At 67.9% G+C, this 24,911-nt stretch carries 23 protein-coding genes and 1 tRNA gene; 10 read left to right on the top strand and 14 right to left on the bottom strand.

The window, feature by feature from the left end:
- The first annotated feature begins 123 nt into the window (after positions 1-123).
- The 4 genes from phnC (at position 124) to ACI8U3_RS14340 (ending at position 3,872) form a co-directional block, all read left to right on the top strand.
- Positions 124-921 carry a phosphonate ABC transporter ATP-binding protein gene (gene phnC, locus ACI8U3_RS14355; protein WP_415015552.1) on the top strand — a complete coding sequence of 266 codons (798 nt, stop codon included), beginning with the start codon at positions 124-126 and terminating at the stop codon, positions 919-921.
- The gene (phnD, locus tag ACI8U3_RS14350; protein ID WP_415015551.1) at positions 918-1,910 is read left to right on the top strand and encodes a phosphate/phosphite/phosphonate ABC transporter substrate-binding protein; all 993 of its coding nucleotides are present in this window, start codon (positions 918-920) and stop codon (positions 1,908-1,910) included. Before phnC ends, phnD begins: the two co-directional genes overlap by 4 nt.
- Positions 1,907-2,734, top strand: a complete 828-nt coding sequence (gene phnE / locus ACI8U3_RS14345) for a phosphonate ABC transporter, permease protein PhnE (RefSeq protein WP_415015550.1) — start codon at positions 1,907-1,909, stop codon at positions 2,732-2,734. The genes phnD and phnE overlap by 4 nt, the downstream gene beginning before the upstream one ends.
- An 82-nt stretch (positions 2,735-2,816) precedes the next feature.
- On the top strand, positions 2,817-3,872 hold the full coding sequence (locus ACI8U3_RS14340; RefSeq protein WP_415015549.1) for a substrate-binding domain-containing protein: 1,056 nt from the start codon (positions 2,817-2,819) through the stop codon (positions 3,870-3,872).
- Positions 3,873-3,954: 82 nt separating this feature from the next.
- Here the strand turns inward: ACI8U3_RS14340 and ACI8U3_RS14335 are convergent, their stop codons facing one another.
- Positions 3,955-5,037 (bottom strand): glycosyltransferase family 4 protein, encoded by a 1,083-nt coding sequence (locus tag ACI8U3_RS14335; RefSeq protein WP_415015548.1) that lies wholly within the window; start codon positions 5,035-5,037, stop codon positions 3,955-3,957.
- 92 nt (positions 5,038-5,129) lie between these two features.
- On the bottom strand, positions 5,130-5,591 hold the full coding sequence (locus ACI8U3_RS14330) for an Lrp/AsnC ligand binding domain-containing protein (protein ID WP_415015547.1): 462 nt from the start codon (positions 5,589-5,591) through the stop codon (positions 5,130-5,132).
- 79 nt (positions 5,592-5,670) lie between these two features.
- Here ACI8U3_RS14330 and putA point away from each other — a divergent pair, with 79 nt between their 5' ends.
- Together putA and ACI8U3_RS14320 are read left to right on the top strand one after the other, a co-directional pair.
- Positions 5,671-8,814 (top strand): bifunctional proline dehydrogenase/L-glutamate gamma-semialdehyde dehydrogenase PutA, encoded by a 3,144-nt coding sequence (gene putA, locus ACI8U3_RS14325; protein WP_415015546.1) that lies wholly within the window; start codon positions 5,671-5,673, stop codon positions 8,812-8,814.
- 83 nt (positions 8,815-8,897) lie between these two features.
- Positions 8,898-10,838, top strand: coding sequence for a hybrid sensor histidine kinase/response regulator (locus ACI8U3_RS14320; RefSeq protein WP_415015545.1), 1,941 nt, complete (start codon positions 8,898-8,900; stop codon positions 10,836-10,838).
- Here the strand turns inward: ACI8U3_RS14320 and ACI8U3_RS14315 are convergent.
- The 3 genes from ACI8U3_RS14315 to rpmB form a co-directional block, all read right to left on the bottom strand.
- Positions 10,835-11,248 carry a very short patch repair endonuclease gene (locus ACI8U3_RS14315; RefSeq protein WP_415015544.1) on the bottom strand — a complete coding sequence of 138 codons (414 nt, stop codon included), beginning with the start codon at positions 11,246-11,248 and terminating at the stop codon, positions 10,835-10,837. The genes ACI8U3_RS14320 and ACI8U3_RS14315 overlap by 4 nt on opposite strands.
- A 105-nt stretch (positions 11,249-11,353) precedes the next feature.
- Entirely contained in the window at positions 11,354-11,842 is a 489-nt protein-coding gene (locus tag ACI8U3_RS14310) for a peroxiredoxin (protein WP_415015543.1), read from the bottom strand.
- A 118-nt stretch (positions 11,843-11,960) separates the two neighbouring features.
- On the bottom strand, positions 11,961-12,257 hold the full coding sequence (gene rpmB / locus ACI8U3_RS14305) for a 50S ribosomal protein L28 (RefSeq protein WP_415015542.1): 297 nt from the start codon (positions 12,255-12,257) through the stop codon (positions 11,961-11,963).
- Positions 12,258-12,482: 225 nt separating this feature from the next.
- Here rpmB and ACI8U3_RS14300 point away from each other — a divergent pair, with 225 nt between their 5' ends.
- The gene (locus ACI8U3_RS14300) at positions 12,483-12,947 is read left to right on the top strand and encodes a DUF3617 domain-containing protein (protein WP_415015541.1); all 465 of its coding nucleotides are present in this window, start codon (positions 12,483-12,485) and stop codon (positions 12,945-12,947) included.
- A 70-nt stretch (positions 12,948-13,017) separates the two neighbouring features.
- On the opposite strand, the gene ACI8U3_RS14295 is transcribed toward ACI8U3_RS14300, so the two are convergent.
- Both ACI8U3_RS14295 and fdxA read right to left on the bottom strand, forming a co-directional pair.
- Positions 13,018-13,554 carry a CarD family transcriptional regulator gene (locus ACI8U3_RS14295; protein WP_415015540.1) on the bottom strand — a complete coding sequence of 179 codons (537 nt, stop codon included), beginning with the start codon at positions 13,552-13,554 and terminating at the stop codon, positions 13,018-13,020.
- A 311-nt stretch (positions 13,555-13,865) separates the two neighbouring features.
- Positions 13,866-14,207 (bottom strand): ferredoxin FdxA, encoded by a 342-nt coding sequence (gene fdxA, locus ACI8U3_RS14290; RefSeq protein WP_045318964.1) that lies wholly within the window; start codon positions 14,205-14,207, stop codon positions 13,866-13,868.
- Positions 14,208-14,374: 167 nt separating this feature from the next.
- Between fdxA and ACI8U3_RS14285 the strand changes: the two genes are divergently transcribed.
- Complete coding sequence (locus tag ACI8U3_RS14285) at positions 14,375-15,001, top strand: YceI family protein (protein ID WP_415015539.1); 627 nt, start codon at positions 14,375-14,377, stop codon at positions 14,999-15,001.
- Here ACI8U3_RS14285 and ACI8U3_RS14280 read toward each other — a convergent pair.
- Together ACI8U3_RS14280 and ACI8U3_RS14275 are read right to left on the bottom strand one after the other, a co-directional pair.
- The gene (locus ACI8U3_RS14280) at positions 14,985-15,269 is read right to left on the bottom strand and encodes a S4 domain-containing protein (RefSeq protein WP_415015538.1); all 285 of its coding nucleotides are present in this window, start codon (positions 15,267-15,269) and stop codon (positions 14,985-14,987) included. The genes ACI8U3_RS14285 and ACI8U3_RS14280 overlap by 17 nt on opposite strands.
- Positions 15,266-17,755 (bottom strand): helicase-related protein, encoded by a 2,490-nt coding sequence (locus ACI8U3_RS14275; protein ID WP_415015537.1) that lies wholly within the window; start codon positions 17,753-17,755, stop codon positions 15,266-15,268. Before ACI8U3_RS14275 ends, ACI8U3_RS14280 begins: the two co-directional genes overlap by 4 nt.
- Positions 17,756-18,005: 250 nt before the next feature.
- Between ACI8U3_RS14275 and ACI8U3_RS14270 the strand changes: the two genes are divergently transcribed.
- Positions 18,006-18,437 (top strand): DUF983 domain-containing protein, encoded by a 432-nt coding sequence (locus ACI8U3_RS14270; protein ID WP_415015536.1) that lies wholly within the window; start codon positions 18,006-18,008, stop codon positions 18,435-18,437.
- On the opposite strand, the gene ACI8U3_RS14265 is transcribed toward ACI8U3_RS14270, so the two are convergent.
- The gene (locus tag ACI8U3_RS14265; RefSeq protein ID WP_415015568.1) at positions 18,414-19,202 is read right to left on the bottom strand and encodes a sulfotransferase; all 789 of its coding nucleotides are present in this window, start codon (positions 19,200-19,202) and stop codon (positions 18,414-18,416) included. The two genes, ACI8U3_RS14270 and ACI8U3_RS14265, sit on opposite strands and share 24 nt — an antisense overlap.
- A 139-nt stretch (positions 19,203-19,341) precedes the next feature.
- On the opposite strand from ACI8U3_RS14265, the gene ACI8U3_RS14260 reads away from it, so the two are divergent.
- Positions 19,342-19,418: transfer RNA gene (locus tag ACI8U3_RS14260), tRNA-Arg, on the top strand.
- Between the two features lie 70 nt (positions 19,419-19,488).
- Here ACI8U3_RS14260 and ACI8U3_RS14255 read toward each other — a convergent pair.
- The 4 genes from ACI8U3_RS14255 to ACI8U3_RS14240 form a co-directional block, all read right to left on the bottom strand.
- The gene (locus ACI8U3_RS14255) at positions 19,489-21,504 is read right to left on the bottom strand and encodes an ATP-binding protein (RefSeq protein ID WP_415015535.1); all 2,016 of its coding nucleotides are present in this window, start codon (positions 21,502-21,504) and stop codon (positions 19,489-19,491) included.
- An 86-nt stretch (positions 21,505-21,590) separates the two neighbouring features.
- Positions 21,591-22,388 carry an exodeoxyribonuclease III gene (locus ACI8U3_RS14250; protein WP_415015534.1) on the bottom strand — a complete coding sequence of 266 codons (798 nt, stop codon included), beginning with the start codon at positions 22,386-22,388 and terminating at the stop codon, positions 21,591-21,593.
- 231 nt (positions 22,389-22,619) lie between these two features.
- Positions 22,620-23,261: a LolA family protein gene (locus ACI8U3_RS14245; protein WP_415015533.1), complete on the bottom strand. Its 642-nt coding sequence runs from the start codon at positions 23,259-23,261 to the stop codon at positions 22,620-22,622.
- A 411-nt stretch (positions 23,262-23,672) separates the two neighbouring features.
- A partial coding sequence (locus ACI8U3_RS14240; protein WP_415015532.1) for a DNA translocase FtsK occupies positions 23,673-24,911 on the bottom strand: 1,239 nt, incomplete at its 5' end.

Below are 24,911 nucleotides of genomic sequence, written 5' to 3'. Positions count from 1 at the left end.
CCGCCGCATCAGACGCACTGGACGCAAAGCGGCCCGGCGTGTCATTAACAAGTCATCCGCGCCCGGCAGAAGGGGCGCTTGCCCTTTCGAACACACCCGTTCCAGCAGCCCCCTGACGCGTTCATGAGCTCCCAGATCGCCGCCGTCGCAGATGTGCGCGACGTGTCCAAGACCTATGGCGCGCGCAAGGCGCTGGACGGCGTCACCGTGTCCGTGGCGCCCGGCGAGATGGTCGCCCTGATCGGCCCGTCCGGTTCGGGCAAGTCCACCCTGCTTCGCTCCATCACCGGTCTGATCCCCATCGACGGCGGCAAGGGCAAGGTCGTCGTCTTCGGCGAGACGGTGCAGCAGAACGGGCGTCAGGCGTCCTCGGTGCGCCGCACGCGCGGCAAGCTGGGCTTCATCTTCCAGCAGTTCAATCTGGTTGGTCGCCTCAGCCTGTTCTCCAACGTCATGCTCGGCGCTCTGGGGCGCCTGCCCGCATGGCGCGGGATATTCGGGTTGTGGCCGCCCGAGGACAAGGACAAGGCCATGGCCGCCCTGCACCGGGTGGGCGTGGCCGACTACGCCGCCCAGCGCGCCAACACCCTGTCCGGCGGCCAGCAGCAGCGCGGCGCCATCGCCCGCGCCATCGTCCAGGGCGCCCAGGCCATTCTGGCCGACGAGCCGGTGGCCTCGCTGGACCCGGTCTCGGCCCGCAAGGTTATGGAGCTGCTGGTCGAGCTGAACCGCCGCGACGGCCTTGGGGTCATCGTCACCCTGCACCAGGTGGACTACGCCATCCGTTACTGCGAGCGCGTCATCGCGCTGAAGGCGGGCAAGGTGGTCTATGACGGCCCCTCGGCCGGTCTGGACCGCGCCACCCTCATTGATATTTACGGTCCCGAGTTCGAGGACGCGTTCTGGGAGACTCAAGGATGATCACCCGTCGTCTGGCCATCGCCGCCTCCGCCATCGCCCTCGCCGCCATGACCGTCTCGTGCGGACAAGGCGATGAAAGCGCCGACGGCGCGCCCACCGAAATCACCTTCTCCATCCTGTCGGCCGAGAGCCAGACCGCCTCGGGCCCCCTGTGGGAGCCGCTGCTGAACGACATGGAAGAAGAAATCGGCGTCGAGGTCCGTCCCTTCTTCGCCAGCAACTACAACGCCCTGATCGAGGCCATGCGCTTCAATCAGGTGCAGGTGGGCTGGTTCTCGGCCCTGCCGGCGCTGCAGGCCATCGACCGGTCTGAAGGCGAGGTCATCGCCCGCACCGTCGATGTGGAAGGCAAAGACAGCTACACCTCCACCCTGATCGTGCGGCGCGGTTCAGGCATTACGCTGGATCAGGTGCTGGCCTGTGATCAGAGCCTGACGTTTGGGCTGGGCGACGCCCAGTCCACCTCGGGCACCCTGGCGCCCATGACCTTCCTGTTCAGCCCCCGGAACATCGAGCCCAGCGACTGTTTCCGCACTGTGCGTTCGGCGAACCACCAGGCCAATTCCTTCTCGGTGGCCACCGGCGTGCTGGATGTGGCCACCTCCAACTCGGTCAACACGGTGTTCCTGACCCGGAACAATCCGCAGATCGTCGAGCAGCTCGAGACCATCTGGGAATCGCCGCCGATCCCGGAGTCCGGCATCGTCCTGCGGTCCGATCTGGATCCGGCCCTGAAGGAGCGGATCCGCAGCTTCTTCCTGACCTACGGCCAGGGCGAAGGCCCCGAGGCGGAGCGCCAGCGTCAGGTTCTGGCCGCGCTCAACTACTCCCAGTTCCGCGCCGCCGACGGCAGCTATCTGGACCCCATCCGCGAGATGCGCGCCGACCAGGCCCTTCGCGAGGCCCGGGCCGCAGGCGATCAGGCTGCGATCGCTGAAGCTCAGGAACGTCTGGCCGAGCTGCGTTCGCGTCGTGAGGTGACGCCTTGACCGCGACCCCGCTTCAGCCCGGCGTGATCCCCGAGCCGCCGTCCCGTTCGGCCGGGGCCTGGGCGCTGGACATCCTGCTGTGGGGCGGCCTGTTGCTGCTGCTGCTGATCAGCTTCGGCCCGGTGGACATGAGCCGCCTGCCGCTGCTGTTCACCAACACCGACAACATCCGTCTTTACGGCCGCGAACTGCTCAACCCCCCCATGCCGTGGGACAATCCCGATCTGTGGGCGCGGCTGGTGGGCCAGATGTGGTTGACCATCCAGATCGCCCTGTGGGGCACCTTCATCGCCGTGTTCCTGGCCATTCCAATGGGGCTGGCCGCCGCTCGCAACATCGCGCCGAACTGGATCGTCTGGCCCATGCGCCGGGTCATGGACATCCTGCGCTCCATCCCCGATCTGGTCATGGGCACCCTGTTCATCGTGGCGGTGGGCCTGGGGCCGCTGGCCGGCGTGCTGGCCATCGCCCTGAACACCGCTGGCGTGCTGGCCAAGCTGTTCTCCGAGGCCGTGGAGTCCATCGATCACGGGCCGGTCGAGGGCGTGCGCGCCACCGGCGCTGGCCGACTGCATGAGATCGTCTGGGGCGTGATCCCCCAGGTGGCGCCCCTTTGGACCTCGTTCGCCCTGTATCGTTTCGAGTCCAACAGCCGCGCGGCCACCGTTCTGGGCCTGATCGGCGCCGGCGGCATCGGTCAGTTGCTGTTCGAAAACATTCAGGCGTTCAACTATGCGACGGTCTCGGCCATCGCCATCGTCATCGTCATCGCCGTCACCCTGATCGACATGCTGTCCCAGGCCATGCGCAAGCGGCTTCTGTAACGGAACCGTCACGGACGCGCAGACGCCCTGTCACATGCTCCGGGTAAGGACGGTTTCGACCTTCCATGGGAGAATCCAGGACATGAGACCCTATCTGATCGTGGCGGCCGCGGCCGCCCTTCTGGCCGCGTGCGGCGACGGTTCCGGCGGCGCCGGGGCCCAGCGCGACACGGTGTGGGCCGCAGGCTCCTCGACCGTCTTCCCCTTCACCACCCGCGTGGCCGAGAACTTCGCCCAGCGCAGCGGGGGCGTCGCCCCGCGCGTGGAGTCGCTGGGCACCGGCGGGGGCATCGCCGCCTTCTGCGCCGGCGTCGGCACCCAGACCCCGGACATCGCCAACGCCTCGCGCCGCATGAAGGCGTCGGAGTTCGACCAGTGCGTGGCCAACGGCGTCACCGACATCATCGAGATCCAGATCGGCTATGACGGCATCGTCATCGCCACGGCCCGCGACGGCGCCGACTTCGCCTTCGAGGGCGGCGACCTCTATCTGGCCCTGGCCGCCCAGGTGCCGGGCGAGGGCGACGCGTTTGTCGCCAACCCGAATGCCTCCTGGGATCAGGTGCGCGCCGGCCTGCCGGCCCAGCGCATCCAGGTCTATGGCCCCCCGCCCACCTCGGGCACCCGCGATTCCTGGCTGGAGCTGGGCATGGCGCCGTCGGCCGAGGCCGTGCCGCAACTGGCCGCCCTGGCTGAAAGTGACGAGGACCGCTTCGAGACCCTGGCCCACACCCTGCGCGAGGACGGCGCCTGGATCGACTCCGGCGAGAACGACAACGCCATCGTCCAGACCCTGACGCGCACCCCCGGCGCCCTGGGCGTGTTCGGCTTCTCGTTCCTGGAGCAGAACATGGATCAGGTGAAGGCCGCGACGGTCAACGGCGTGGCCCCCACGGTGGACACCATCGCCTCGGGCGAATACCCGATCAGCCGCTCCATGTTCATCTACGTGAAGAAAGCCCACATCGGCGTGGTGCCCGGTCTGGAAGCGTTCGTGGCCGAATACGTCTCCGAGAACAGCATGGGACGCGGCGGCTATCTGCAGGACCGCGGCCTGATCCCGCTGGACGCCGAGCGCTTCGCCGCCCAGCGCGAGGCCGTGACCAACCAGACCAGCATGACCCGTCCGGAAGAGTGACCGGACCCATCGTCTGAAACGACAAACGCCGCGAGCCTTTCGGTTCGCGGCGTTTTTCTTTGTCCGTGCTCGAAGGTTCGGCTCAGGCCGCCTTGCCGCGCACCCGGGCCAGGCGTCGCAGGCGGCGCCACAGCCGCGTCTTCTGCGGCTCGGGATAGGGCTGCAGGTTCTCCACGAACTGCTCCGCCGAGGCGCGCCAGCTGAACTTCTCCGCATAGGCGCGCACGGTCACGGGATCCATCTTCAGCGCCTCGAGACAGGCGGTCTTCAGGTCGTCATCGATCGCGCCCGCGCCGGAGCCGGGGATGATGTCGATGGGTCCGTGGGCCGGATAGGCGGCCACCGGCACGCCCGCGGCCATGGCCTCCAGGATCACCAGGCCGAAGGTGTCGGTCCAGCTGGGAAACACGAAGACGTCCGCATCGGCGAAACAGCGGGCCAATTCCTCACCGAACCGCGCGCCCAGGAATTTGGCCTCGGGATATTTGGCCTCCAGCTCGGCCTTGGCCGGGCCGTCGCCGACGATGATCTTGGTGCCGGGCAGGTCCAGCTCCAGGAAGGACTCGATGTTCTTCTCCACCGCCACCCGGCCCACGTTCAGCCAGAACGGGCGCGGCCAGTCCTTTCCGCCCAGTTCCTCATAGATGGGCTCGCGGTCGGGCCGGAACAGCTCGGTGTCCACGCCCCGCGACCAGGGCGACACGTTCCTGAACCCATGCTCGGTCAGCTCGTCCCGAAGGGTCGGCGTGGCCACCATCAACCGCCCGGACGGCTTGTGGAACCACTTCATGTAGGCGTAGCCCACCTGCACCGGGATCGGGAACCGGGCCGAGACGTACTCGGGGAATTTGGTGTGATAGCTGGTGGTGAACGGCAGCTTCCATTCCACGCAGATGCGCCGCGTGGCGATGCCGATGGGCCCTTCGGTGGAGATGTGCACCGCCTCCGGCTCGAAGGCGCGCAGCCGCTCGCGGATCTCCTCCTCGGCGCCCAGCGCCAGCCGGATTTCCGGATAGGTGGGGCACGGGATGGTCTTGAACTGCCCCGGCTCGATGACCTCCACCTCGTGGCCCATGGCGCGGCATTCGGCGACCGTGCGGGTCAGGGTGCGGACGACGCCGTTCATCTGGGGTTCCCAGGCGTCGGTGGCCAGTACGATGCGCATTAAGGGCTTGAGCTCCCCGTTTCCGAAGGGCGACAGGCTTAACGCCTAACCGCGACAAACGCGAGACATGATCCGCGCCCTGACAAGCCCGTTCAGATGGGCAGAATCGGGATGCTCTTGATCTCCTCCATCACCGCATAGGTGCGGGTCTCGCGCACCCCCGGCATATGCACCAGAACGTCCCCCAGAAAGGCGCGGTAAGCCTCCATGTCCGCCAGCCGGGCCTTGATCAGATAGTCGAACCCGCCCGCCACCATGTGGCACTCCATGATCTCGGGCGTCTTTCTGGCCTGGGCGGCGAAGGCGTCGAACAGGTCGCCGGTGGTGCGGTCCAGAACCACCTCGATGAAGATCAGCAGCCCCCGGTTCACCGCCGCCGGATCGATCAGGGTGGAATAGCCCAGGATCACCTTGCGCTGCCGCAGCCGCTTGACCCTTTCCAGACAGGCCGCCGGGGACAGGTTGCAGCGCTTGGCCAGCTCGGCGTTGGTGATCCGCCCATCCAGTTGAAGAGTCTTCAAAATTCTGAGATCGGTCGCATCCAAATCATGCATTCGGCGTTTCCCGGTTTGAACCAAATATTGTTCGGTCCTGACGGCAAAGATACAGAGGATATTTCCTTCTGGCCAGAGTATGGGGAGCCGAACACCTGCCGGAGCTGCGACGCGCGTGAGTCACTGGGACGCCCTTGATCAACTGAAGTTCCGTGATGAGCGCGAGGCCGTCACGGACCTGCTTGCGCGCATGCCGCTGGACCCGATGGAGCGCGGCGCCGTGGTCGGCGAGGCCGTCTCCCTGGTGGAGCGGGCGCGCGCCGCCGCCAACCGGCAGGGGGTGGTGGAGGGCTTCTTGCAGGAATACAGCCTGGGCACCCGAGAGGGCCTGGCCCTCATGTGCCTGGCCGAGGCGGTGCTGCGCACTCCTGATGACGACACCCGGGATCGCCTGATCGCCGAGAAAATCGGCTCCGCCGACTGGGCGTCGCACCTGGGCCAGTCCGACAGCCTGTTCGTCAACGCCTCCACCTGGGGCCTGATGCTGACCGGCAAACTGGTGGATGTGGATGAGGACGCCCGGCGCGACCTGCCCGGCTTCCTGGCGCGGGTGGCCGGCCGCATCGGCGAGCCTGTGATCCGTCAGGCCGTGGTCACCGCCGTCAAGATCATGGGTGAGCAGTTCGTGCTGGGCCGCAACATCGGCGCGGCGCTCAAACGCGCGGATCGTCACGACTGGCTGTGCAGCTTCGACATGCTGGGGGAGGGCGCCCGCACCGCCGCCGACGCCGAGCATTACGAGCGCATCTACGCCGGCGCCATCGAGGCCGTGGGCAAGAACCGCAAGAAAGGGCTGGGCCCCGAAGATGGCCACGGCGTCTCGGTCAAGCTGTCGGCCCTGTCGCCCCGCTACGAGGCCATTCAGGAAGATCGGGTGTGGGATGAACTGTATCCACGCCTGCTGCGTCTGGCCAAGCTGGGCGCAAAGTACGATCTGAATTTCACCATCGACGCGGAGGAGGCCGACCGCCTCGTTCTGTCGCTCAAGCTTCTGGACCGGCTGGTTCACGAACCCGAGCTGGGCGACTGGACCGGTCTGGGCCTTGCGGTTCAGGCCTATCAGAAGCGCGCGCCGCAGGTGATCGCCATGATCGCCGACCTGGCCCAGCGTTCGGGCCGCCGGCTGATGGTGCGTCTGGTCAAGGGCGCCTACTGGGACACCGAGATCAAGCGCGCCCAGATCGCCGGGCGCGTGGATTATCCCGTCTTCACCACCAAACAGGCCACGGACCTGAACTTCCTGGTCTGCGCCGAGGCCATGGTGGAAGCCGCGCCCCACATCTATTCCCAGTTCGCCACCCACAACGCCCACACCCTGGCCGCCGTGAACCGCATGGCGCGCGAGCGCGAGGTGCGCATCGAATTCCAGCGCCTGCACGGCATGGGCGAGGCGCTGTACGACGCCGCCCGTCATACGTGGAACGAAGGCGCCGAACCGGTGGTCCGGGCCTATGCGCCGGTCGGGGGCCATGAGGAGCTGCTGCCTTATCTGGTGCGCCGCCTGCTTGAGAACGGCGCCAACTCATCCTTCGTCCACGCCTTGCTGGACGAGCGCGTCCCGGCCGCCGACGTGGCCGCCGATCCAATCTCCGCCGTCGAGGCTCAGCCCGACCGTCACCCCAAACTCCCGGTGCCCAGAGACATGTACGGAAATCGCCTGAACTCACTCGGCCGCGACTATTCCCAGGCCGAAGACCGCGAAATCCACGCCCAGACGCTGGAGGCGCTGGACCGTGAGAAGCTGAACGCCGGCCCCTTCATCGGCGGCGCCCTGAAGGCGGGCGAGAATCCGCGCGATGTGACGAGCCCGTGCGATCGCTCGCGCATTCTGGGGCACGTGTCCGAAGCCACGGCCGAGGATGTGGACGAGGCGGTTCAGCGTGCGGCGAAAGCCCAGATCGCCTGGGACCGCTCCGGCGGCGCCGCGCGCGCGGCGATCCTGCGCGCCATGGGCGACGCTCTGGAAACGGATATGGACCGCCTGATCGCGCTGCTGTGCCGCGAGGCGGGCAAGACCCTGGATGACGGGGTTGCCGAGGTGCGCGAGGCGGCGGACTTCTGCCGCTACTACGCCATGCTGGCCGAGCAACAGTTCGGCGGCCCGGAGGATCTGATCGGCCCGGCGGGCGAGTCCAACCGCCTGGTCCTGCACGGCCGGGGCGTGTTCGCCTGCATCAGTCCGTGGAACTTCCCCCTGGCCATCTTCACCGGCCAGGTGGCCGCCGCCCTGGCCGCCGGCAACGCCGTCTTGGCCAAGCCCGCCGAACAGACGCCGCTGGTTGCCTGCGAGGCCGTCCGTCAGTTCCAGAAGGCGGGCCTGGATCCTGACCTTCTCGCGCTCGTCCCGGGCCGGGGCGAAACGGTGGGCGCGGCCCTGGTCAATCATCCGGGCATCGACGGGGTCGCCTTCACGGGCGGCACCGACACCGCCTCGGCCATCAACCGCTCCATCGCCGCCCGTGAAGGTCCGATCATCCCCTTCATCGCCGAAACGGGCGGACTGAACGGCATGTTCGTGGACACCACCGCCCTGCGTGAACAGGTCATCGACGATGTGATTGCGTCAGCTTTCGGCTCCGCCGGTCAGCGCTGCTCGGCCCTGCGCATGCTGTTCATCCCCAGGTCCAACGCCGACGATTTCATCCAGCGTCTGGCCGGCGCCCTGAAGACCCGCGTGGTGGGCGATCCCGCCGATCCCTCCACAGACATCGGACCGGTCATCGACGCGGAGTCCCGGGAGATTCTCGAGAGGCACGTCCAGCGTCTTGAGAAGGAGGCCAAGGTCGTCGCCCGCGCCGACCTTCCCGAGGGCGCCGACAAGGGCGATCTGTTCGCCCCCGTCATCGCCGAGGTGCCCGCGCCCGACTTCCTGGAAAAGGAAGTCTTCGGTCCGATCCTTCACATCTATCGCTACGACCCGGACAACCTGGAAGAGGTGGCGCGCAAGCTGGCGGCGCGTGGCTATGGCCTGACCCTGGGCGTGCACAGCCGCATCGACGCCTTCGCGGCGGACGTCATGGAACTGGTGCCTGCGGGCAACGTCTATGTGAACCGCTCGATCACCGGCGCGGTTGTGGGCGTTCAGCCCTTCGGCGGCGAAGGTCTGTCGGGCACCGGTCCCAAGGCGGGCGGGCCCAACAGCCTGATCCGCTATGCGGCGGAAAAGGCCATCAGCGTCAATATCGCCGCTCAGGGCGGCGACCCCGCCCTGCTCAATCTGTAAGGCGGCGTTGACTCCGCGTTAGGGCAAGCTGGGGCAGGATACGCGCCCAACGCCGCCGACGGGGCGGGCAAACGGGCGTATTCATGGCTCACGACGCCGCCATCCATGACGAAGCCTTCGCCGACGCGGTTCGGCGTCGCCGCAAGAACCTGCCCATTCGCATGGGCGTGGCGGTGGTGGGCGTTCTGGTGTTTTCGCCGGTTATCGGAGCCGGCCTGGCCCTGGCGTGGATCGCCGCCTACTTCATTGTGCAACTGCTTGACGCCCTGGCCTGTTCGCCCATCTCGTCGGGAAAAACCGAGACCCTGACGGTCTGGCGCAAGATCATCGCTGCGGTTGCTATCGCCGCCAGTTCGGCGGTTTACGGCTTCTTCGCCCTGCCGCTATGGCAAATGGGCGGCCTGGCGGGCGGCATCTGCGCCGTGATGATCATCGCGGGCGGGGTGATGAACGCCCTGATGGTTTCGGGCCGTTCGTCACTGATGCTGGGCCTGTATCTGGCGCCGCTGTTTCTGTATCTGATCGCCACCCCCCTGCTGATGCTGGCGGAAGGCGCCGGGCGCGCGGAGGCCACCGCCGCGGCGGTCATCAGCTTCACCATTCTGGCCTTCGCCCTAGCCGCCTACAGCAGCAACGCCCGCCTTGCGGAGTCCGAACGGGAGGCCCAACGCGACTCGGATCGACGTCGCCGCGAGGCCGAGGCCGCGGTCGCCGGCAAGTCCGCCTTCGTGGCCACCATCAGCCATGATCTCAGGACGCCCCTGTCCGCCATCCTGACCGGCGCCCAGGAGCTGGAGGCCCGAGCCGCCGATCCCGGCTCGCGCGAAACCGCCGCCCTGATCGGCGAGGCGGGTCAGATGATGAAGACCCTGCTGGATCATCTGCTGGACCACGCAAAGCTGGAAGCGGGCCGGATGGAGGTCCAGGCCGAGCCTTTCAACCTGCGTCAGGTGCTGGCCCGCACCATCCGGCTCTGGCAGCGCGAGGCGGCCGAGCAGGGACTTCGCTTGCGTCTGGAGGGCGCGTCCCAGACGCCAGACTGGGTGAGGGGGGATCCCACCCGCATCCGGCAGGTGCTCAACAACCTGATCTCAAACGCCCTGAAGTTCACCCAGGACGGAACCGTCACGGTTCGCATGCGCGCCTGGGATCAGGACGAAGGCGTCGCCCTGACCCTGGACGTGATCGATACGGGTCCGGGCATGGACGCGAAACAGCTGGCGCGCCTGTTCACGCCATTTGACCAGACAGACGACGCGGTCACCGCCCGTCACGGCGGCACCGGTCTGGGCCTCAGCATCAGCCGCGATCTGGCGCGCCTCATGGGCGGCTGGCTGACGGCGCGCAGCGCCAGGGGCGAGGGCGCGACCTTCACCCTGGCCCTGACCCTGCCGCGCGCCGCCGCCCCCGACGCGCCGCCGGTCCAGGCGCCGGAAGCGGTTGATCGTGTCGCCAAGAGCCGGCCCCTCGCCGCCCGCAAGCCCGCGGCCGAGGCGCCTGACCCATCGGAGCAGCCCGAGCCAGCGCTGGTCATCGCCTCGGAAACCGTCGCGGATGAGGTCGCCGAACCCGCCGAGATGTCGGTCGAGGCCGACACGGTCGAAGAGGCGGAGCCCGCCGGGCGCCCCTTGCGCGTGCTGGTGGTCGATGATCACGAGATCAACCGGCGCGCCGTCCAGCTGATCCTGACGCCACTGGGCGTTGAAATCGGTTCGGCCGTTGACGGTCTCGCCGCCCTGGCCCTGACCGAGGTCCAGACCTACGACGTCATCTTCATGGATGTGCGCATGCCGGAACTGGACGGGCGCGAAACCACCCGGCGCCTGCGCGCCGGCGACGGGCCCAACCGCACGACCCCTGTGATCGCCGTGACCGCCGATACGGCCCAGGACGACATCGACGCCTGTATGGCTGCGGGCATGGATTATTTCGTCTCCAAGCCCCTGACGCCGGCGGCCCTGCTGGGCGCCTTGAATCACGTTCTGGCCGAAGCCGCCGCAACCCGCGAGACCGAGGCCGCCTAGACGGACAGGAAGGACCCCAGCCGCGCCGTCAGCGCTGCAGCGTCCTTAAGCTCGCATTCCCACAGGATCAGGACGCGCCAGCCGTCGGCGGCCAGCGCCTCTTCCGACGTCCGGTCACGCTCCCGGTTCCGGCCGATCTTGGCGCGCCAGTAATCGCCGTTGGCCTTGGGTTGCCGGGCGCCCCGTGCGCAGTCATGACCGTGCCAGAAACAGCCGTGCACGAAGATCACCGCCCGCCGCCCCTTCATGACCACGTCAGGCCGTCCCGGCAGGCCCGCGCCCCCCAGTCGATACCCCACGCCCAGCGCCCTCAGCGCCCGGCGCACGATCATCTCCGGTCCGGTGTCGCGGCCCTTGACCCGCCGCATGACGGCGCTGCGCTTGTCCGGGCTGAAGACGTCGGTGGTCATGACAGCCCCATGCCCTCAAGCAGCGAGCCGCCGCGCGGCGAGTGATAGGGCGCGCATAATGCCCTCAAGCAGCGAGCCGCCGTGCGGCGAGTGATAGGGCTCTTATCAGCTAAGCTGTGTCAGCAGATGTTCGGCCGACGACACCTTGAACTCGCCGCCTTGCTCCACATTGAGCTCGGTCACCACGCCGTCCTTGATGAGCATGGAATAGCGCTGCGAGCGGTGACCCATGCCGAAGCCGGTGGCGTCCAGCTCCAGACCCAGCTGTTTCGTGAAGTCGCCGTTGCCGTCGGCCACCAGCAGGATGTCGTCGCCGCTCAGGCCCTGCTGCTCGGCCCAGGCGCCCATGACGAAGGGGTCGTTGACCGACACGCCCACGATCCGGTCCACGCCCTTGGCCTTCAGCTCGTCATGCTTCTCCTTGAAGCCGGGAAGGTGGCGCGCGGAACAGGTCGGGGTGAAGGCGCCGGGCACCGCGAACAGGGCCGTGGTTCCCTTGCCGAAAAGCTCGGCGGTCTTCACCGGCTTAGGGCCCTCGGGGGTCATGGTGGCGAGGGTGGCGTCGGGCAGGCGGTCGCCGGGCTTGATGGTCATGGATGGCTCCTGTGGTTTCCTGCGACAGATAGAGAGGCGCGACGACCATTCCAAGCGGCGCAAAGCAAAAGGGCCGGCGTTTCCGCCGGCCCTTGAGAATGCTTGTTGGTGCGCCCGATCAGGCGGCGGCTTGTTCCGCCAGCTTGGCGCGGATCTGGCGCTTGATGCGCTGGGCCTTGACCGACAGCTGCTCGTCGCGGGCCTTGACGATGAACACGTCCAGGCCGCCCTTGTAGTCCAGGGTGCGCAGCGCGGCGTTGGAGATGCGCAGGGAGAAGGTCTGACCCAGCGATTCCGAAGCCAGCTTGACCGTCTTCAGCGACGGCAGGAACCGGCGCTTGGTCTTGACATTGGAGTGGCTGACGCTGTGGCCGACCATCGGGCCGATCCCGGTGAGTTCGCAACGACGCGACATCGTCAAAATCCTTGGCAGGCGGGCGGACCGAACGGCCGCGCGGCGCATGAAACAATGGCGCGCGGGGCAGGGCTCCCGCGCGAGAGGGGGCCGTATAGGCGCACAGACCCCTTTGCGTCAAGGGCGTGAGAGTCTTTCGCCTCGTCGGGGAACGGCTGTTGTTCAGCCGCCGTTCAAGCGCCATCTGTAACATGACCATCAGACAGCCACACGAAAGGGGCGACCATGAAGACCATGACCACCAGACGACGCGCCCTTGGGCTCGGATCCGGCCTCGCCGCCGTGGCCGCCCTGGCCGTGGCGACCGGTCCGCACGCCCAGACGCCGCCGCCGGACCAGCCCCAGCCGGGGTACTGGGAATACACCACCCGCGTGCTGGGCGTCAGCGACACAGAACAGAAGTGCGTGCGTCCCAGCGAGATCAACCGCTTCTTCAACGGCCTGTCCACGCGCCGTTGGCAATGCACCTATCCGGTGCGCGAGGTTGGCGGCGGAAACTCGCGCTTCGAGGGCACCTGCCGGGACCGGCGCGGGCGCACCGTCAATGTGCGCCTGAACGGTCCATACGCCAGCGAGAACTTCCGCTTTGAAGGCGGCGCCCAGCTGGCACGCGGCACACCCTATATCCCCGCCAGCATCACCGCCCGCCGCATCTCGGCCCAGTGCCCGGCGGACGCCGAGTACTTCTGAGAAAAGCGGCTCGACAGCAAAAAAGGCCCGGGAGCGATCCCGGGCCTTTTCAATTCGGCGGTGCGCCCGATCAGGCCGCTTCGGCGGCGGGCGGCGTGATGGCCTTCTTGGCGCTCAGCGACTTGGCCAGCAGGGCCACGGCCTCTTCCTTGTCGATGCGGTTGGCGGCAGCCACCTCGCGCGCCATGCGGTCCAGGGCCGATTCATAGAGCTGACGCTCCGAATAAGACTGTTCCGGCTGGCTCTCGGCGCGGTGCAGGTCGCGAACCACCTCGGCGATGGAGATCAGGTCGCCCGAGTTGATCTTGGCCTCATACTCCTGGGCCCGGCGCGACCACATGGTGCGCTTGACGCGGGCGCGACCCTTGAGGGTCGTCAGCGCCTTGGTGACCACGTCCTCGGCGGCCAGCGAGCGCAGACCGGCGGTCTTGGCCTTGGCGGTGGGGACGCGCAGGGTCATCTTCTCGTGGTCGAAGGTCACCACATAGACCTCCAGCGACATGCCCGCGACCTCTTGGGTCTCCACAGCCGCCACCTTGCCGACGCCGTGCGCCGGATAGACCACGCTGTCGCCCACCTTGAATTCCAGACCGCTCTTGCTCGTCATATCAAATCCTTTCAGCGGCGAAGACGGGGCGCTCGTTCAGGACATGCGTCGTCATCGTCGGCGATGCGGGATTACCGACAATCAGGACGCAAGACCTAGAAATGAGAACGGGACACCCAACCTCTGGCCGATCCCGCCTTCCAGGGCGGGATTCTTTAACGAACGCGGGCGGCCCGCAGAAAAGCGGCGACCGCCCGACCCAATGAGAGATAATCTATCACAAAACCACGCAATTTCAAAATGTCCGCGTCGCAGGGTCGGACATTGGCCGCGCAAGGCGACCGTGGCGAAATTGAGGCGCCGAAACCGGCTCAGGAACCCTTGCCGGGCGCTGTTGAGAAATACTTCTCGAACTTGCCCGTCTCGCGCTCGAACTGTTCCTTGTCGGCCGGCGGTTCGCCCTTGACGGTGATATTGGGCCAGACCTTGGCGTATTCCGCATTGATCTGCAGCCACTTGCCGTCCGGCTCGTCCTCGGTGTCGGGTTTGATGGCGTCCACGGGACATTCCGGTTCGCACACGCCGCAGTCGATGCACTCGTCGGGGCTGATGACCAGGAAGTTCTCGCCCTCGTAGAAGCAGTCCACCGGACAGACCTCCACGCAGTCCATGAACTTGCATCTCACACAGGCGTCGGTGACGATGTAGGTCATCGAAGGTCGCGGGTCCGGGCGCGGTTTCAGGAACGGGTCGCGGAAATGGCCCCCGCGCGCGATCAAGTCAACCGCAGTTCCTCTGGCGCGGGCCGAGAGAGCCCCTATCTGTAACTTTGGCGATTGCCGATCCGGCGCGCCAGATAGTCATCAGGAGGGATTCACCCATGTCGTCATTCCGCCCCGCCGCCTTCGCCGCCATCCTCGCCGTTGCTGCGACCGCCGGCGCCGTCACCGCCCAGGATCCGTTCGTCACCGACCCGGCCCAGGTGCGGGCGGGCGTCTATGATCTGGACGCCAGCCACGGCAAGATCACCTGGTCCGTCAGCCACATGGGCTTCTCCACCTATGTGGGCCAGTTCGTGAACGTCTCGGGCGAACTGACCCTGGATCCGGCCAATCCGGCCAACAGCGCTCTCAGCGCCACCGTGCCGCTGGCCGATGTGGCGTCCAACGATGACGGCCTGAACGGCCACCTTCTCACCGCCGACTTCTTCGACGCTGAAAACCACCCCACGGCGACCTTTACCGCCACCTCCATCGTGGTGGACGCGGACGATGCGGACGAGGCCACCGTCACCGGCGACCTCACCCTGCGCGGCGTCACCCGCCCGGTGGTCATGGAGGTCGAGTTCAACCAGGCCGGGGTCAATCCGGTGAACCAGCGCTACACCGTCGGCTTCGACGGCGAGGCGACCATCCAGCGGTCGGAGTTCGGCATCGACTACGGCCTGCCCCTGCTGGGCGACGAGGTCGAGCTTCACATCGAAGGCGAGTTCATCCTTCGGGACTAAGAGCGGCGTAAAGGGCGCGGGCCTCCTCGGGCGGTCCGCGCCGCACGCCCAATCCGGCGATGCGCAGGGCCGTCACCCGCCCGCCGATGGCGAACAGCAGTTCGTCGCCGACCCGCACGGTTCGACCGGGGCGGTCCACGCGCTGCTGAACGCCCCCACGGGTGACGCGCACCCGGCCCGCTTCCACGAAGGCCGCCGCCAGCGCCCGGGTCCGCATGAACCGCGCCCGGTGCAGCCACACGTCCAGCCGGCAGGCCTCGTCGCTCATTCAGGGCGGCTCGCGCTCTTGCGACGTCTGCGCCTGCGGGCCGTCGCAGGGGCCGGCGCGTTCAGAACGGCCAGGGCCGCGAAGGGCGAATCCTTGACCGGGCCCGTCTTCGCGGGTTTGCGGTCCGGGGCCCGCTTCAAGGCGTTCAGGATCGCGCGGCCCTGATCGGCGCTCCAGCCCAGCTCGGCCAAGGCGGCCTCTGACAGGGCCGGACGGCCCTTTTCCGGCTTCTCGGCCCTGACCAATTCCGCCATGCGTTCCAGCGCCTCTACCGGAACCAGCCACGGCCCGACGGCCCGCAGGCCGAACGCGGACAGCGCGCGGGGGCCGGGCAGGGGCTCGGGGGTGGCGATCAGCGTCCCCGGCGCGGGGCGGAACGCCTGATCCGCCACATGGGCCTGCATCAGGCCCACCGCGCGCGGCTTCATCAGGGCCGGCATCCACACAGAATGGACCCCCACGCGCACGGCCATGGTCTTCAACGCCCGCCGCTCGGCCTGGCTCAACGCCGCCAGATCGGCCTGCACCGCGCGCCGGTCGATCAGGCCCCCGGCCTCGATCAGCCGGAAGGCCAGCCCGCGCGGCAGCCCCTTCAGGCTCCCGCCGGCCGTAAGGTCGCGCAGGCGTTTCAAGGGCCTCAAGGCTCGCCCCGCCTCGGCCGCCAGCCAGGCCTCGACGCGCCGCACCGCCCGCTCCCGCGACGGCGCCGGCCCCAGGTCGCCCAGCAGGCTCACACGCGGATTGAACGGGTCGCCGCCTGTGACGCGCGCCGCGATCTCGCCGCGCCACAGCACCGCCCCGTCAGGCAGCACCGAAAAGGCGGCGTCCTCGTCGGCCGCCAGCCGGCCCAGCCGCCGCGCGATCTCCGGTCCCACCGCATGCCGCGCGGCGGCGCGCAGGGCGCGGTCCTCAAGACCGGTGGCGCCGCGCTCCGGCGTAAACGCCACCCCGGTCAGGCGGCCCACGGCCTGACCCTCGACAATGACCTGGCCGTCGCCTTCGATCTCGGTGGCCATGTCCTCGCGCACGTTCAGCGCCCGCATCAGGGCGGTGGTGCGGCGGTCAACGAAGCGGGCGGTCAGCCGCTCGTGCAGCACGTCCGACAGTCGCTCCTCCAACACCTTGGCCCGCTCGCGCCAGTGCTTCGGGTTGTGCAGCCAGTCCGGGCGGTTTGCGATGTAGGTCAGGGTCCGCACCGCCGCCAGCCGCGCCGACAGCTGGTCGATCTGGCCGTCGTCCCGGTCCGCCTGGTCGAACCGCGCGGCGAACCAGTCCTCGGTCAGGCGCCCGCCCCGGCCCGTCAGAGCCTTGAACACGGTCAGGGCCAGCCGGGAATGCTCATCCAGCGTCGTCTTCTGGAAGTCGGGGAGCTGGCACGCCTCCCACAGACGCATCACCGCCCCGCGCGATCCCGCCACCCGCGCCACCGCCTCGTCCTGCATCAGCCGGCGCAGCACGGTCTCGTCCAGCGACTCGCCGGACAGGGTCAGGCCGTCCCGCCCCGGCGTCACCGTCAGCGACCGCAGCAGATCGGGCAGGGTGTCGTAATCCAGCCGGGCGTTGCGCCACTCGGCTGACAGAACCGGATCGAAATGGTGCTCCACCACCTGTTCGACGATGTCCGCGTCGATCTCGTCGCACTCGCCCGTGACCCCGAACGTCCCATCCCTCAGATGTCGCCCCGCCCGCCCTGCGATCTGGCCGATCTCGTGGGCGTGAAGCCAGCGGGTGCGCCGTCCGTCGAACTTCCTCAGACCTGCAAAGGCCACATGGTCCACGTCCATGTTCAGGCCCATGCCGATGGCGTCCGTGGCCACCAGAAAGTCCACCTCGCCCGACTGGAACAGCGCCACCTGGGCGTTGCGGGTGCGGGGGCTTAGCGCGCCCATGACCACCGCCGCCCCGCCCCGTTGGCGACGGATCAGTTCGGCGATGGCGTAGACCTGATCGGCCGAGAAGGCGACGATGGCCGAGCGAGGCGGCAGCCGCGTCAGTTTCTTCGACCCCGCATAGCTCAGGGTCGATAGCCGGTCCCGAGACACGATCTCCGCATCGGGGACCAGTCGCCGCACCAGCGGCGCCATGGTCCCCGCGCCCAGGAACATGGTCTCCAGCTGGCCGCGCGCGTGCAGCAGGCGCTGGGTGAACAGATGGCCCCGCTCGGGATCGGCGCACAGCTGGATTTCGTCCACGGCCAGGAACTCGACCGTCTTCTCCAGCGGCATGGCCTCGACCGTGCACACCCACCAGTGGGGCCGGGGCGGGATGATCTTCTCTTCGCCGGTGACCAGCGCCACCGACCGGGCCCCCATGCGCGCCACGATGCGGTCGTAGATCTCGCGGGCCAGCAGCCGCAGCGGCAGGCCGATCATGCCCGAGGCGTGACCGAGCATCCGCTCGACCGCCAGATGGGTCTTGCCGGTGTTGGTGGGCCCCAGCACCGCGGTGACGCGGGACGGGGCCAGGCCGGTGGGGCGGTCGTTCATGACGGCTCCAAGGTGGCCATGACCGCGCCCGGACTCAAGCGTGACGTGGCGAGTGTAAACAGCGCGGCAGGATTCGGGGGAACAGGGGCGAAACGAATCAGGACCGAATCACTGACTTCGCCCGATTCAGGATTTGTTCCCTACAAGATATTGTATCTTAACGGGGTTTAACCACTAGCGAATTCCGGCGCGGCGTTGTGGCGCGGACGAAGATCCTGTCAGAAGCCGGGCAGGGGCCTATATTGACGCCATGGCCAAGACACCTCCGCCTTCAGACGCAGCTCAGGACCAATGGCCGGCGCTGTCGCCGCTCAGGACGGGGCTCGCCTGCCGTTGCCCCAGATGTGGCGAGGGTGCGCTGTTCCAAGGCTTTCTGAACCTGCGCGAATCCTGTCCCGAATGCGGCCTGGACTACGGCTTCGCCGACCCGGCCGACGGTCCGGCCTTCTTTGTCATGTCGGGCGTGGGCATCGCCGTGACCCTGCTGTTCCTGTGGATGGAGATCGCCTTCCGGCCGCCCATGTGGCTGCATCTGATCTTCACCCTGCCGCTGTTCGTCGTCGGCTGTCTGGCCACCCTGCGCCCGGTCAAGGCGTGGCTGATCAACGAACAGTTCGTTCGCAAGGCCTCGGAGGCGCAGTTCTCGTTCCTGGGCCGGTCAGGCGGCTCGAAAACGGAATAGACGCTTGTGCAACGGGGCCTGGGCCTCGTACCGCGCCAACTCGTCTTCCATCCACGGGAAGTAGGCCCGCACCATGCGCGCAGCTTCCCGATCCACAGCGATCTGGATCATGTCCGAGACCGGCGGCGGCGAGGGTTTCAGGCCCAGCTTGTTCGAGGCTGAATTCGAGTTCTCCAGCTTGTCGATGTCGCGCCGAAACCCGTCCGGGGTGAGTTCGAGCTGATCAAGCAGATTGGCCTCGACCCATGTCAGCAGGTCGGGCGCCCGCACCATGTCGTCCAGGTTGAACAGGTGAATCCGGCCCGGAGCCTGATGAATCATGCGCTCGTAGGTCTGCACGGACCTGATCCAGGCCTCCAGGAACGCGCCCACCGTCTTGAACTTGTTCCAGGGCATGATCCGATAGGATCGCCAGACGTGGAACGGGTTTCGCAGGCAGTAGACATAGTGCGGCTGGCGCGACGGGTCGCTGAAGATCGCTTCGTAGCGAGCGAAATGCCGCTCGTGTCGCGGCGTCTTGTGGCCGAACCAGCGGGCCCGGCTGCGGACCATGGGGCGAGACGGCGTGCTGTCGCGGAAGGCCGCCCTGGCCAGCCCATACATCCGGACGGGTTCGGGCGGCTGCTTCTGGGTCGCCACGCTCGCCAGCCACGCCATCATCTTGGAGCCCACGGCCCCGCCGATTTCGCCCTGCAGTTCGACGTCCCGCGAGTTGTTCAGGATGTTGGCGCACATTCGGGTGCCTGACCGGCCCATCCCGAACACGATCAGGGGCCGGGCGAGATCCGCGGGCCTGCTGACAGCCGGTTCCTTTCCGGACAGCCCGGCCTTCTGTACGCTTTCCACGCTTTCAAACTCCGTTCGCTTTTCACTCGCCCATGTAGCCGCTAGGAACGCGGTCTAAGGCCCCGTAGCTCAGCTGCATAGAGCAAGGCTTTCCTAAAGCCGAGGTCGGAGGTTGGAGTCCTCCCGGGGTCGCCATGGTTGTTCTTTCTGAACCACATGAAGGCCTTGCCTGTCGATACGGCCCGAGCCGTCGGCGGGTCAGGCGTCACACCCCCAGGGCGTTCTTCAGGGTTTCCAGCATCCGGCGGGCGTCCACCGGCTTGGGCACCCACCCGTCCATGCCGGCGGCCAGATAGCCGTCGGTTTCGTGGGCCAGGGTGCTGGCGGTCACGGCGATGATGGGGGTGCGGGGCCGGTCCCCGGACTGTTCCCGCTCGCGGATGCCGGCGGTGGCGGCCAGGCCGTCCATCTTCGGCATGTGGATGTCCATGAGGATGGCGTCCCAGTCGCCCGACTCCCACGCCTGCACCGCCGCCTCCCCGTCCTCCACCGCCTCGCTCTGAATGGCGAACTGGCTGAGCAGGGTCGAAAGCACCAGCCGGTTGGCGGGGTTGTCCTCGGCGATCAGGACGCGCACCGGGCGGTCCGGCGTGGTCCCGGCCGTTTCATCACGCGCCGCAGGCTCGCTGGGGGGCAGGGCGATTTCCAGGGCGAAGACGGAACCCTCGCCCGGCGTGCTTTCCACCGTCACCGTACCGCCCATGAGGGCCGCCAGGTCGCGACAGATGGCCAGACCCAGTCCCGCCCCGCCATGCTTTCGCGTGCTGGAGCCATCGGCCTGGACAAAGCGGTCGAACAGTCGGGCGCGATCCTGGGCCGCGATGCCGGGCCCGGTGTCGGCGACGCTCAGGCGAAGGACGTCGTCCTCTCGCTCGATGCGGCCTTCGACCCGCCCGGTCTCGGTGAACTTCAGGGCGTTGGAGAACAGGTTGCCCATGACCTGGCGAATGCGCACGGCGTCACCCATGAACCAGCCCTCGGCCTCGGGCGCGACGGTCATGGCGAAGGCCAGCCCCTTCTCGGCGGCCAGCGGTTCGTAAAGGGCGGCCAGATCGTCGCCAAGGGTCTTCATGTGGAAGGGCGCCGGCTCCAGGGACAGGCGTCCCGCCTCGATGCGCGAGATATCGAGGATGTCGTTGATGATGCGCAGCAGGGCGCCCCCGGACTTGTTGATGGTGTCCAGCCGCTGGCGCTGGGCCGGCGACAGCTCGTCGTGGGCCATGATCTGGGCCATGCCCAGCACGCCGTTCAGGGGCGTGCGCAGTTCGTGGGTCATGGTGGCCAGGAACTCGGACTTGGCGCGGTTGGCGGCCTGGGCCTCGATCATCAGGGCTTCGGTATTGCGGCGGTGCTCCTCCGCTTCGGCCTCGAGGCGCTGCTTGACCACGGCGGCGCGGCGGAAGGTGTCCACGGCCCGCGCCATGTCGCCGATCTCGTCGCGGCGGCCAACACCGGGCGCCACGAAGTCGATCTCGCCGGCGGCAAGCCGGCGCATGATCCGTGTCAGGGCCGAAATGGGCGAGCCCATGTCGCGCACCAGCAGGGCGCCCATAAGCGCGGCGATCAGGGCGGCGCTCAGGATGCCGATGACCAGGGCGAATTCCATGACCAGAAGCGCCTGGCCTCCGGCGCCGTTGTGGTCCGCCAGGGCGCGGCGAGCGTCGTCCCGCATGGCGTCCAGGGCGTCCTCGGCGGGCGCGATGAGGCGGTCGGCCAGACCGGCCTCGCCCACCAGGGCGGCGGCCTCCATCCGGCGTGCGGGGTCGGCGGCCATGGCCACGGCGGGCGCCATGGCTTCCGCTTCCCACCGGGCATGGGCGGCGGTCATGGCCGTGACCCGCTCGGCCAGCTGCGGGTCAGCCGCCGCCAGTTCCATCAGGCGTTCAGCCTGCTCCACATAACCGGGGCGGTGCAGGGTTTCGATGCGGCGCAGATAATAGGTCTCGCCTGTCAGCATGTAGCCACGCAGGGAGTTCTCCTGCCGCGCCAGGGCGAAGCGCGCGATTTCGGCGGCCTGGAGGGTTTCCAGGGCGCGGGCGCTGGCCACTTCGGCGCGCTTTACCGTCTGCGTGTGGGCGAACAGCACCAGACCCATGACGGCGATGGCGGCCAGGACCACCGAGAAGGCGACGGCCATCTTCAGGGGCGTGCGCAGATGCAGCAGTCCCAGCCCCCTGCTCAAGGCGGCGGTCAGAGTGCGCTTGGCTCCATCTCCCGGCATCAGCCCCCCTCGGACCGGCCTTTTCCCGTTGTGCCGAAACTAGGCCACGGCGGCGGTTGCGGGCGCGTTAATGTCTGGCGATTTCGTCAGACCGCCAGGTCGAGGGCCACGGGTGCGTGGTCGCTGGGCCGTTCCCAGGCGCGAACATCCTCGTGGATGCGGGCCGAGCCGGGGATGACGGCCGGCGTCAGGCCGGGTGAGGTCCAAAGGTGGTCCAGCCGCAGGCCCCGGTTGGATTGGCGAAAATCGGCGGCGCGATAGCTCCACCAGCTGGCCAGTTTCTGGTCCTCCGGGTGGGCGTCGCGGATCACGTCGGCGAACCCCAGCGAGGCCTGCAGCGCCCGCATGGCCGCCACCTCCACCGGGGTGTGGCTGACGATCTTCGACATGTAGCGGTGGTTCCACACGTCGTTCTCGCCGGGCGCGATGTTCAGGTCGCCGGCCACAAGCAGGGGCGCCTCGGGATCCCGAGCGGCGAACTGGCGGGTCAGGCGCTCGTAGAAGTCCAGCTTGTGATCGAATTTGGCATTCAGGGCCCGGTCGGGGACGTCGCCGCCGGCCGGGATGTAGAAGTTCTGGATTTCGACGCCCCGGATGACGCCCGAGACGCAGCGGGCGTGGCCCTCGCGGCAGGCGGCCATGTCCGGCGCATCGACGATGGGATGGCGTGAGGCGATGGCCACGCCGTGCCAGCCCTTCTGACCCGCGATCTTCAGGTGCGGCAGGCCCATGTCCCTGAAGGCGGCCTCCGGGAATTGGTCCGGCAGGCATTTGATCTCCTGCAGGCACAGCACGTCCGGGGCCTGTTCAGCCACGAAGCGGGCGACCTGATCGGCCCGCAGGCGCACGGAGTTGACGTTCCAGGTGACGACGCGAAGGGACATGAGCCACCTAGAGCATGCGGCGGGCCGGCGTCCACGCCAGCATAAAAATACGCCCGGTCTTTTCGGACCGGGCGTAAATCAGTTTCGTCTCTCTCACGCCGCCACCGGGAGGGGATGGTGTCCGGGACGGTCAGGACAGCCGCCGCCGTCCTGTGTCCCAAAAACCACGCAAGCAGAAAAAAGTCAACTAAAAAGCGAAGTCGCTTCGGCGTGACTGAGAGAACACGACTCTTAGTTTCGACCTGGACGACGAGTGGGGTCGCGCAGGGTGAACAGGCTGTTGGGCAGGCTGTTCACGGCCTCGAAGGACGAGAGCTGTGTGCGGGTGCGCTGGCCCTGCGGATCAATCACGGTCCACTCCATCAGGCGGACGGGGCTGCCGGCGAAGGCCAGGATGACCTGCCCCTCGTTGGGGCGACGGGCGTCCCGGGCGACCACGGCGAAGGCGCCGGAGTCCATGCGGGTGACGCGGTCGATGCGCACGCCTTCCTCGATGCGGACGTCGCGACCCAGGAACACCGACAGCGGCGTGGCGGACAAGGGCGCCTGGCGGAACACCTCGAGGCGCGGGTCGTAGCGCATCAGGTTGTTGCCGTCGGCCACCACCAGCAGGCCTTCCGGATTGCTGTATTCGAAGCGCATCTTGCCGGGGCGCTGGATGAAGTAGCGGCCTTCGGCCCGGCGGCCGCCGGGGCCGGTCTCCACGAAGTCGCCCCGCGCGGCGCTGACGCCCTGGAACCAGGACGAAACGCGCCCGACCGTTTCGCGGTCGGCGGCGGAGAGATTGTTCTGGGCGAAGGCGGGCAGGCCGGCCATGACGGCGGCGCCCAGGGTGAGCGAGCCGGTGGCGAAGGCGCGGCGTGAGATATTCATGATCAGGCTCCCGTTCGGGATTGTTGAGACGATCCTTGTGACGCGGTGGCGCGGCAAGGGTGTGACGCCAGCCTGACCATATTCCGGCGCTGCGATGAAGCGCTGTTCAGCGAAACGGTCAGGATCGGTTCATCCGGCGGATAAGAGCGCGCGAGGCGGCCGGGCGTTCCCGGCGCCGCGAGCCCCCGCCGACACCGAGCCGCCGCCTCCACCACCCCGGCTGAGTCGCCGGGGCGGTCCCCCTCCCCATGAATGGGGAGGAGAGGCTGAGCCGCGCTCAAGCAGCGAGCCGCCGCGCGGCGAGCGCTAGCGCCCAAAGATGCACTCAACCAGCGAGGCCCCGCGGGCCGAGTGGTAGCGCCCTGCACATGCGCTCAAGCAGCGAGCGTCCGCGACGCGAGCGGTAGCGCCCTAGGATGGAGGCGGCCCGGCCAGGACGTCGCGCTTGCCGGCGTGGTTGGCGGGGCTGACCACGCCTTCCTGCTCCATGCGTTCGATCAGGGTGGCGGCGCGGTTGTAGCCGATCTGCAGGCGGCGCTGGACGTAGCTGGTGGAGGCCTTGCGGTCGCGGGTGACCACGGCCACGGCGCGGTCGTAGAGATCGTCGCCGGAGCCGCCGTTTCCGCCAAAGTCGCCCAAGCCCTCGTCCTCGTCGCCGCCCTCGGTGATCAGGTCCAGATACTCCGGCTCGGCCTGCTCGCGCAGGTGCTGGGCCACCTGCTCCACTTCATCATCGGTCACGAAGGGGCCGTGCAGGCGGGTGATGCGGCCGCCGCCGGCCATGTAGAGCATGTCGCCCTGGCCCAGCAGCTGTTCGCCGCCCTGTTCGCCCAGGATGGTGCGGCTGTCGATCTTGGAGGTGACCTGGAAGGAAATGCGGGTCGGGAAATTGGCCTTGATGGTGCCGGTGATCACATCCACCGACGGGCGCTGGGTGGCCATGATCAGGTGGATGCCGGCGGCGCGGGCCATCTGGGCCAGACGCTGGACCGCGCCCTCCACGTCCTTGCCCGCCACCAGCATCAGATCGGCCATCTCGTCCATGACCACCACCAGATAGGGCATGTGCTCGGGACGGATCTTCTCGGACTCATAGACCGGGCGGCCCTGATCATCGAAGCCGGTCTGGACCGTGCGCTCGAAATGCTCGCCCTTGGCCAGAGCCTCGCGGGCCCGTTCGTTGTAGCTGGCGATGTTGCGCACGCCGAGCTTGGACATGCGGCGATAGCGGTCCTCCATCTCGCGCACGGTCCACTTCAAGGCCACGACCGCCTTCTTGGGATCGGTGACCACCGGGGTCAGCAGGTGCGGGATCCCGTCATAGACGCTGAGCTCCAGCATCTTGGGGTCGATCATGATGAAGCGGCACTGTTCGGGCGACAGGCGGTACAGGATCGACAGGATCATGGCGTTGACCCCCACCGACTTGCCCGAACCGGTGGTGCCCGCGATCAGCAGGTGGGGCATGCGCGCCAGATCGGCCACATAGGGCTCGCCGCCGATGGTCTCGCCCAGCGCCAGGGGCAGCAGGTGCCCCGGCTTGGCGTATTCCGTGGAGGCCAGCAGGTCGCGCAGATAGACGGTCTCGCGCTTCTGGTTGGGCAGTTCGATGCCGATGGCGTTGCGGCCCTGAACCACGCTGACGCGACA

Origin of the sequence: Brevundimonas sp., assembly GCF_047617075.1 — a bacterium.
In the GTDB taxonomy this organism is placed as follows: Bacteria; Pseudomonadota; Alphaproteobacteria; order Caulobacterales; family Caulobacteraceae; genus Brevundimonas.
Note: the sequence above shows the minus strand (reverse complement) of the source record. Positions and strands in the feature narration are given on the sequence as shown.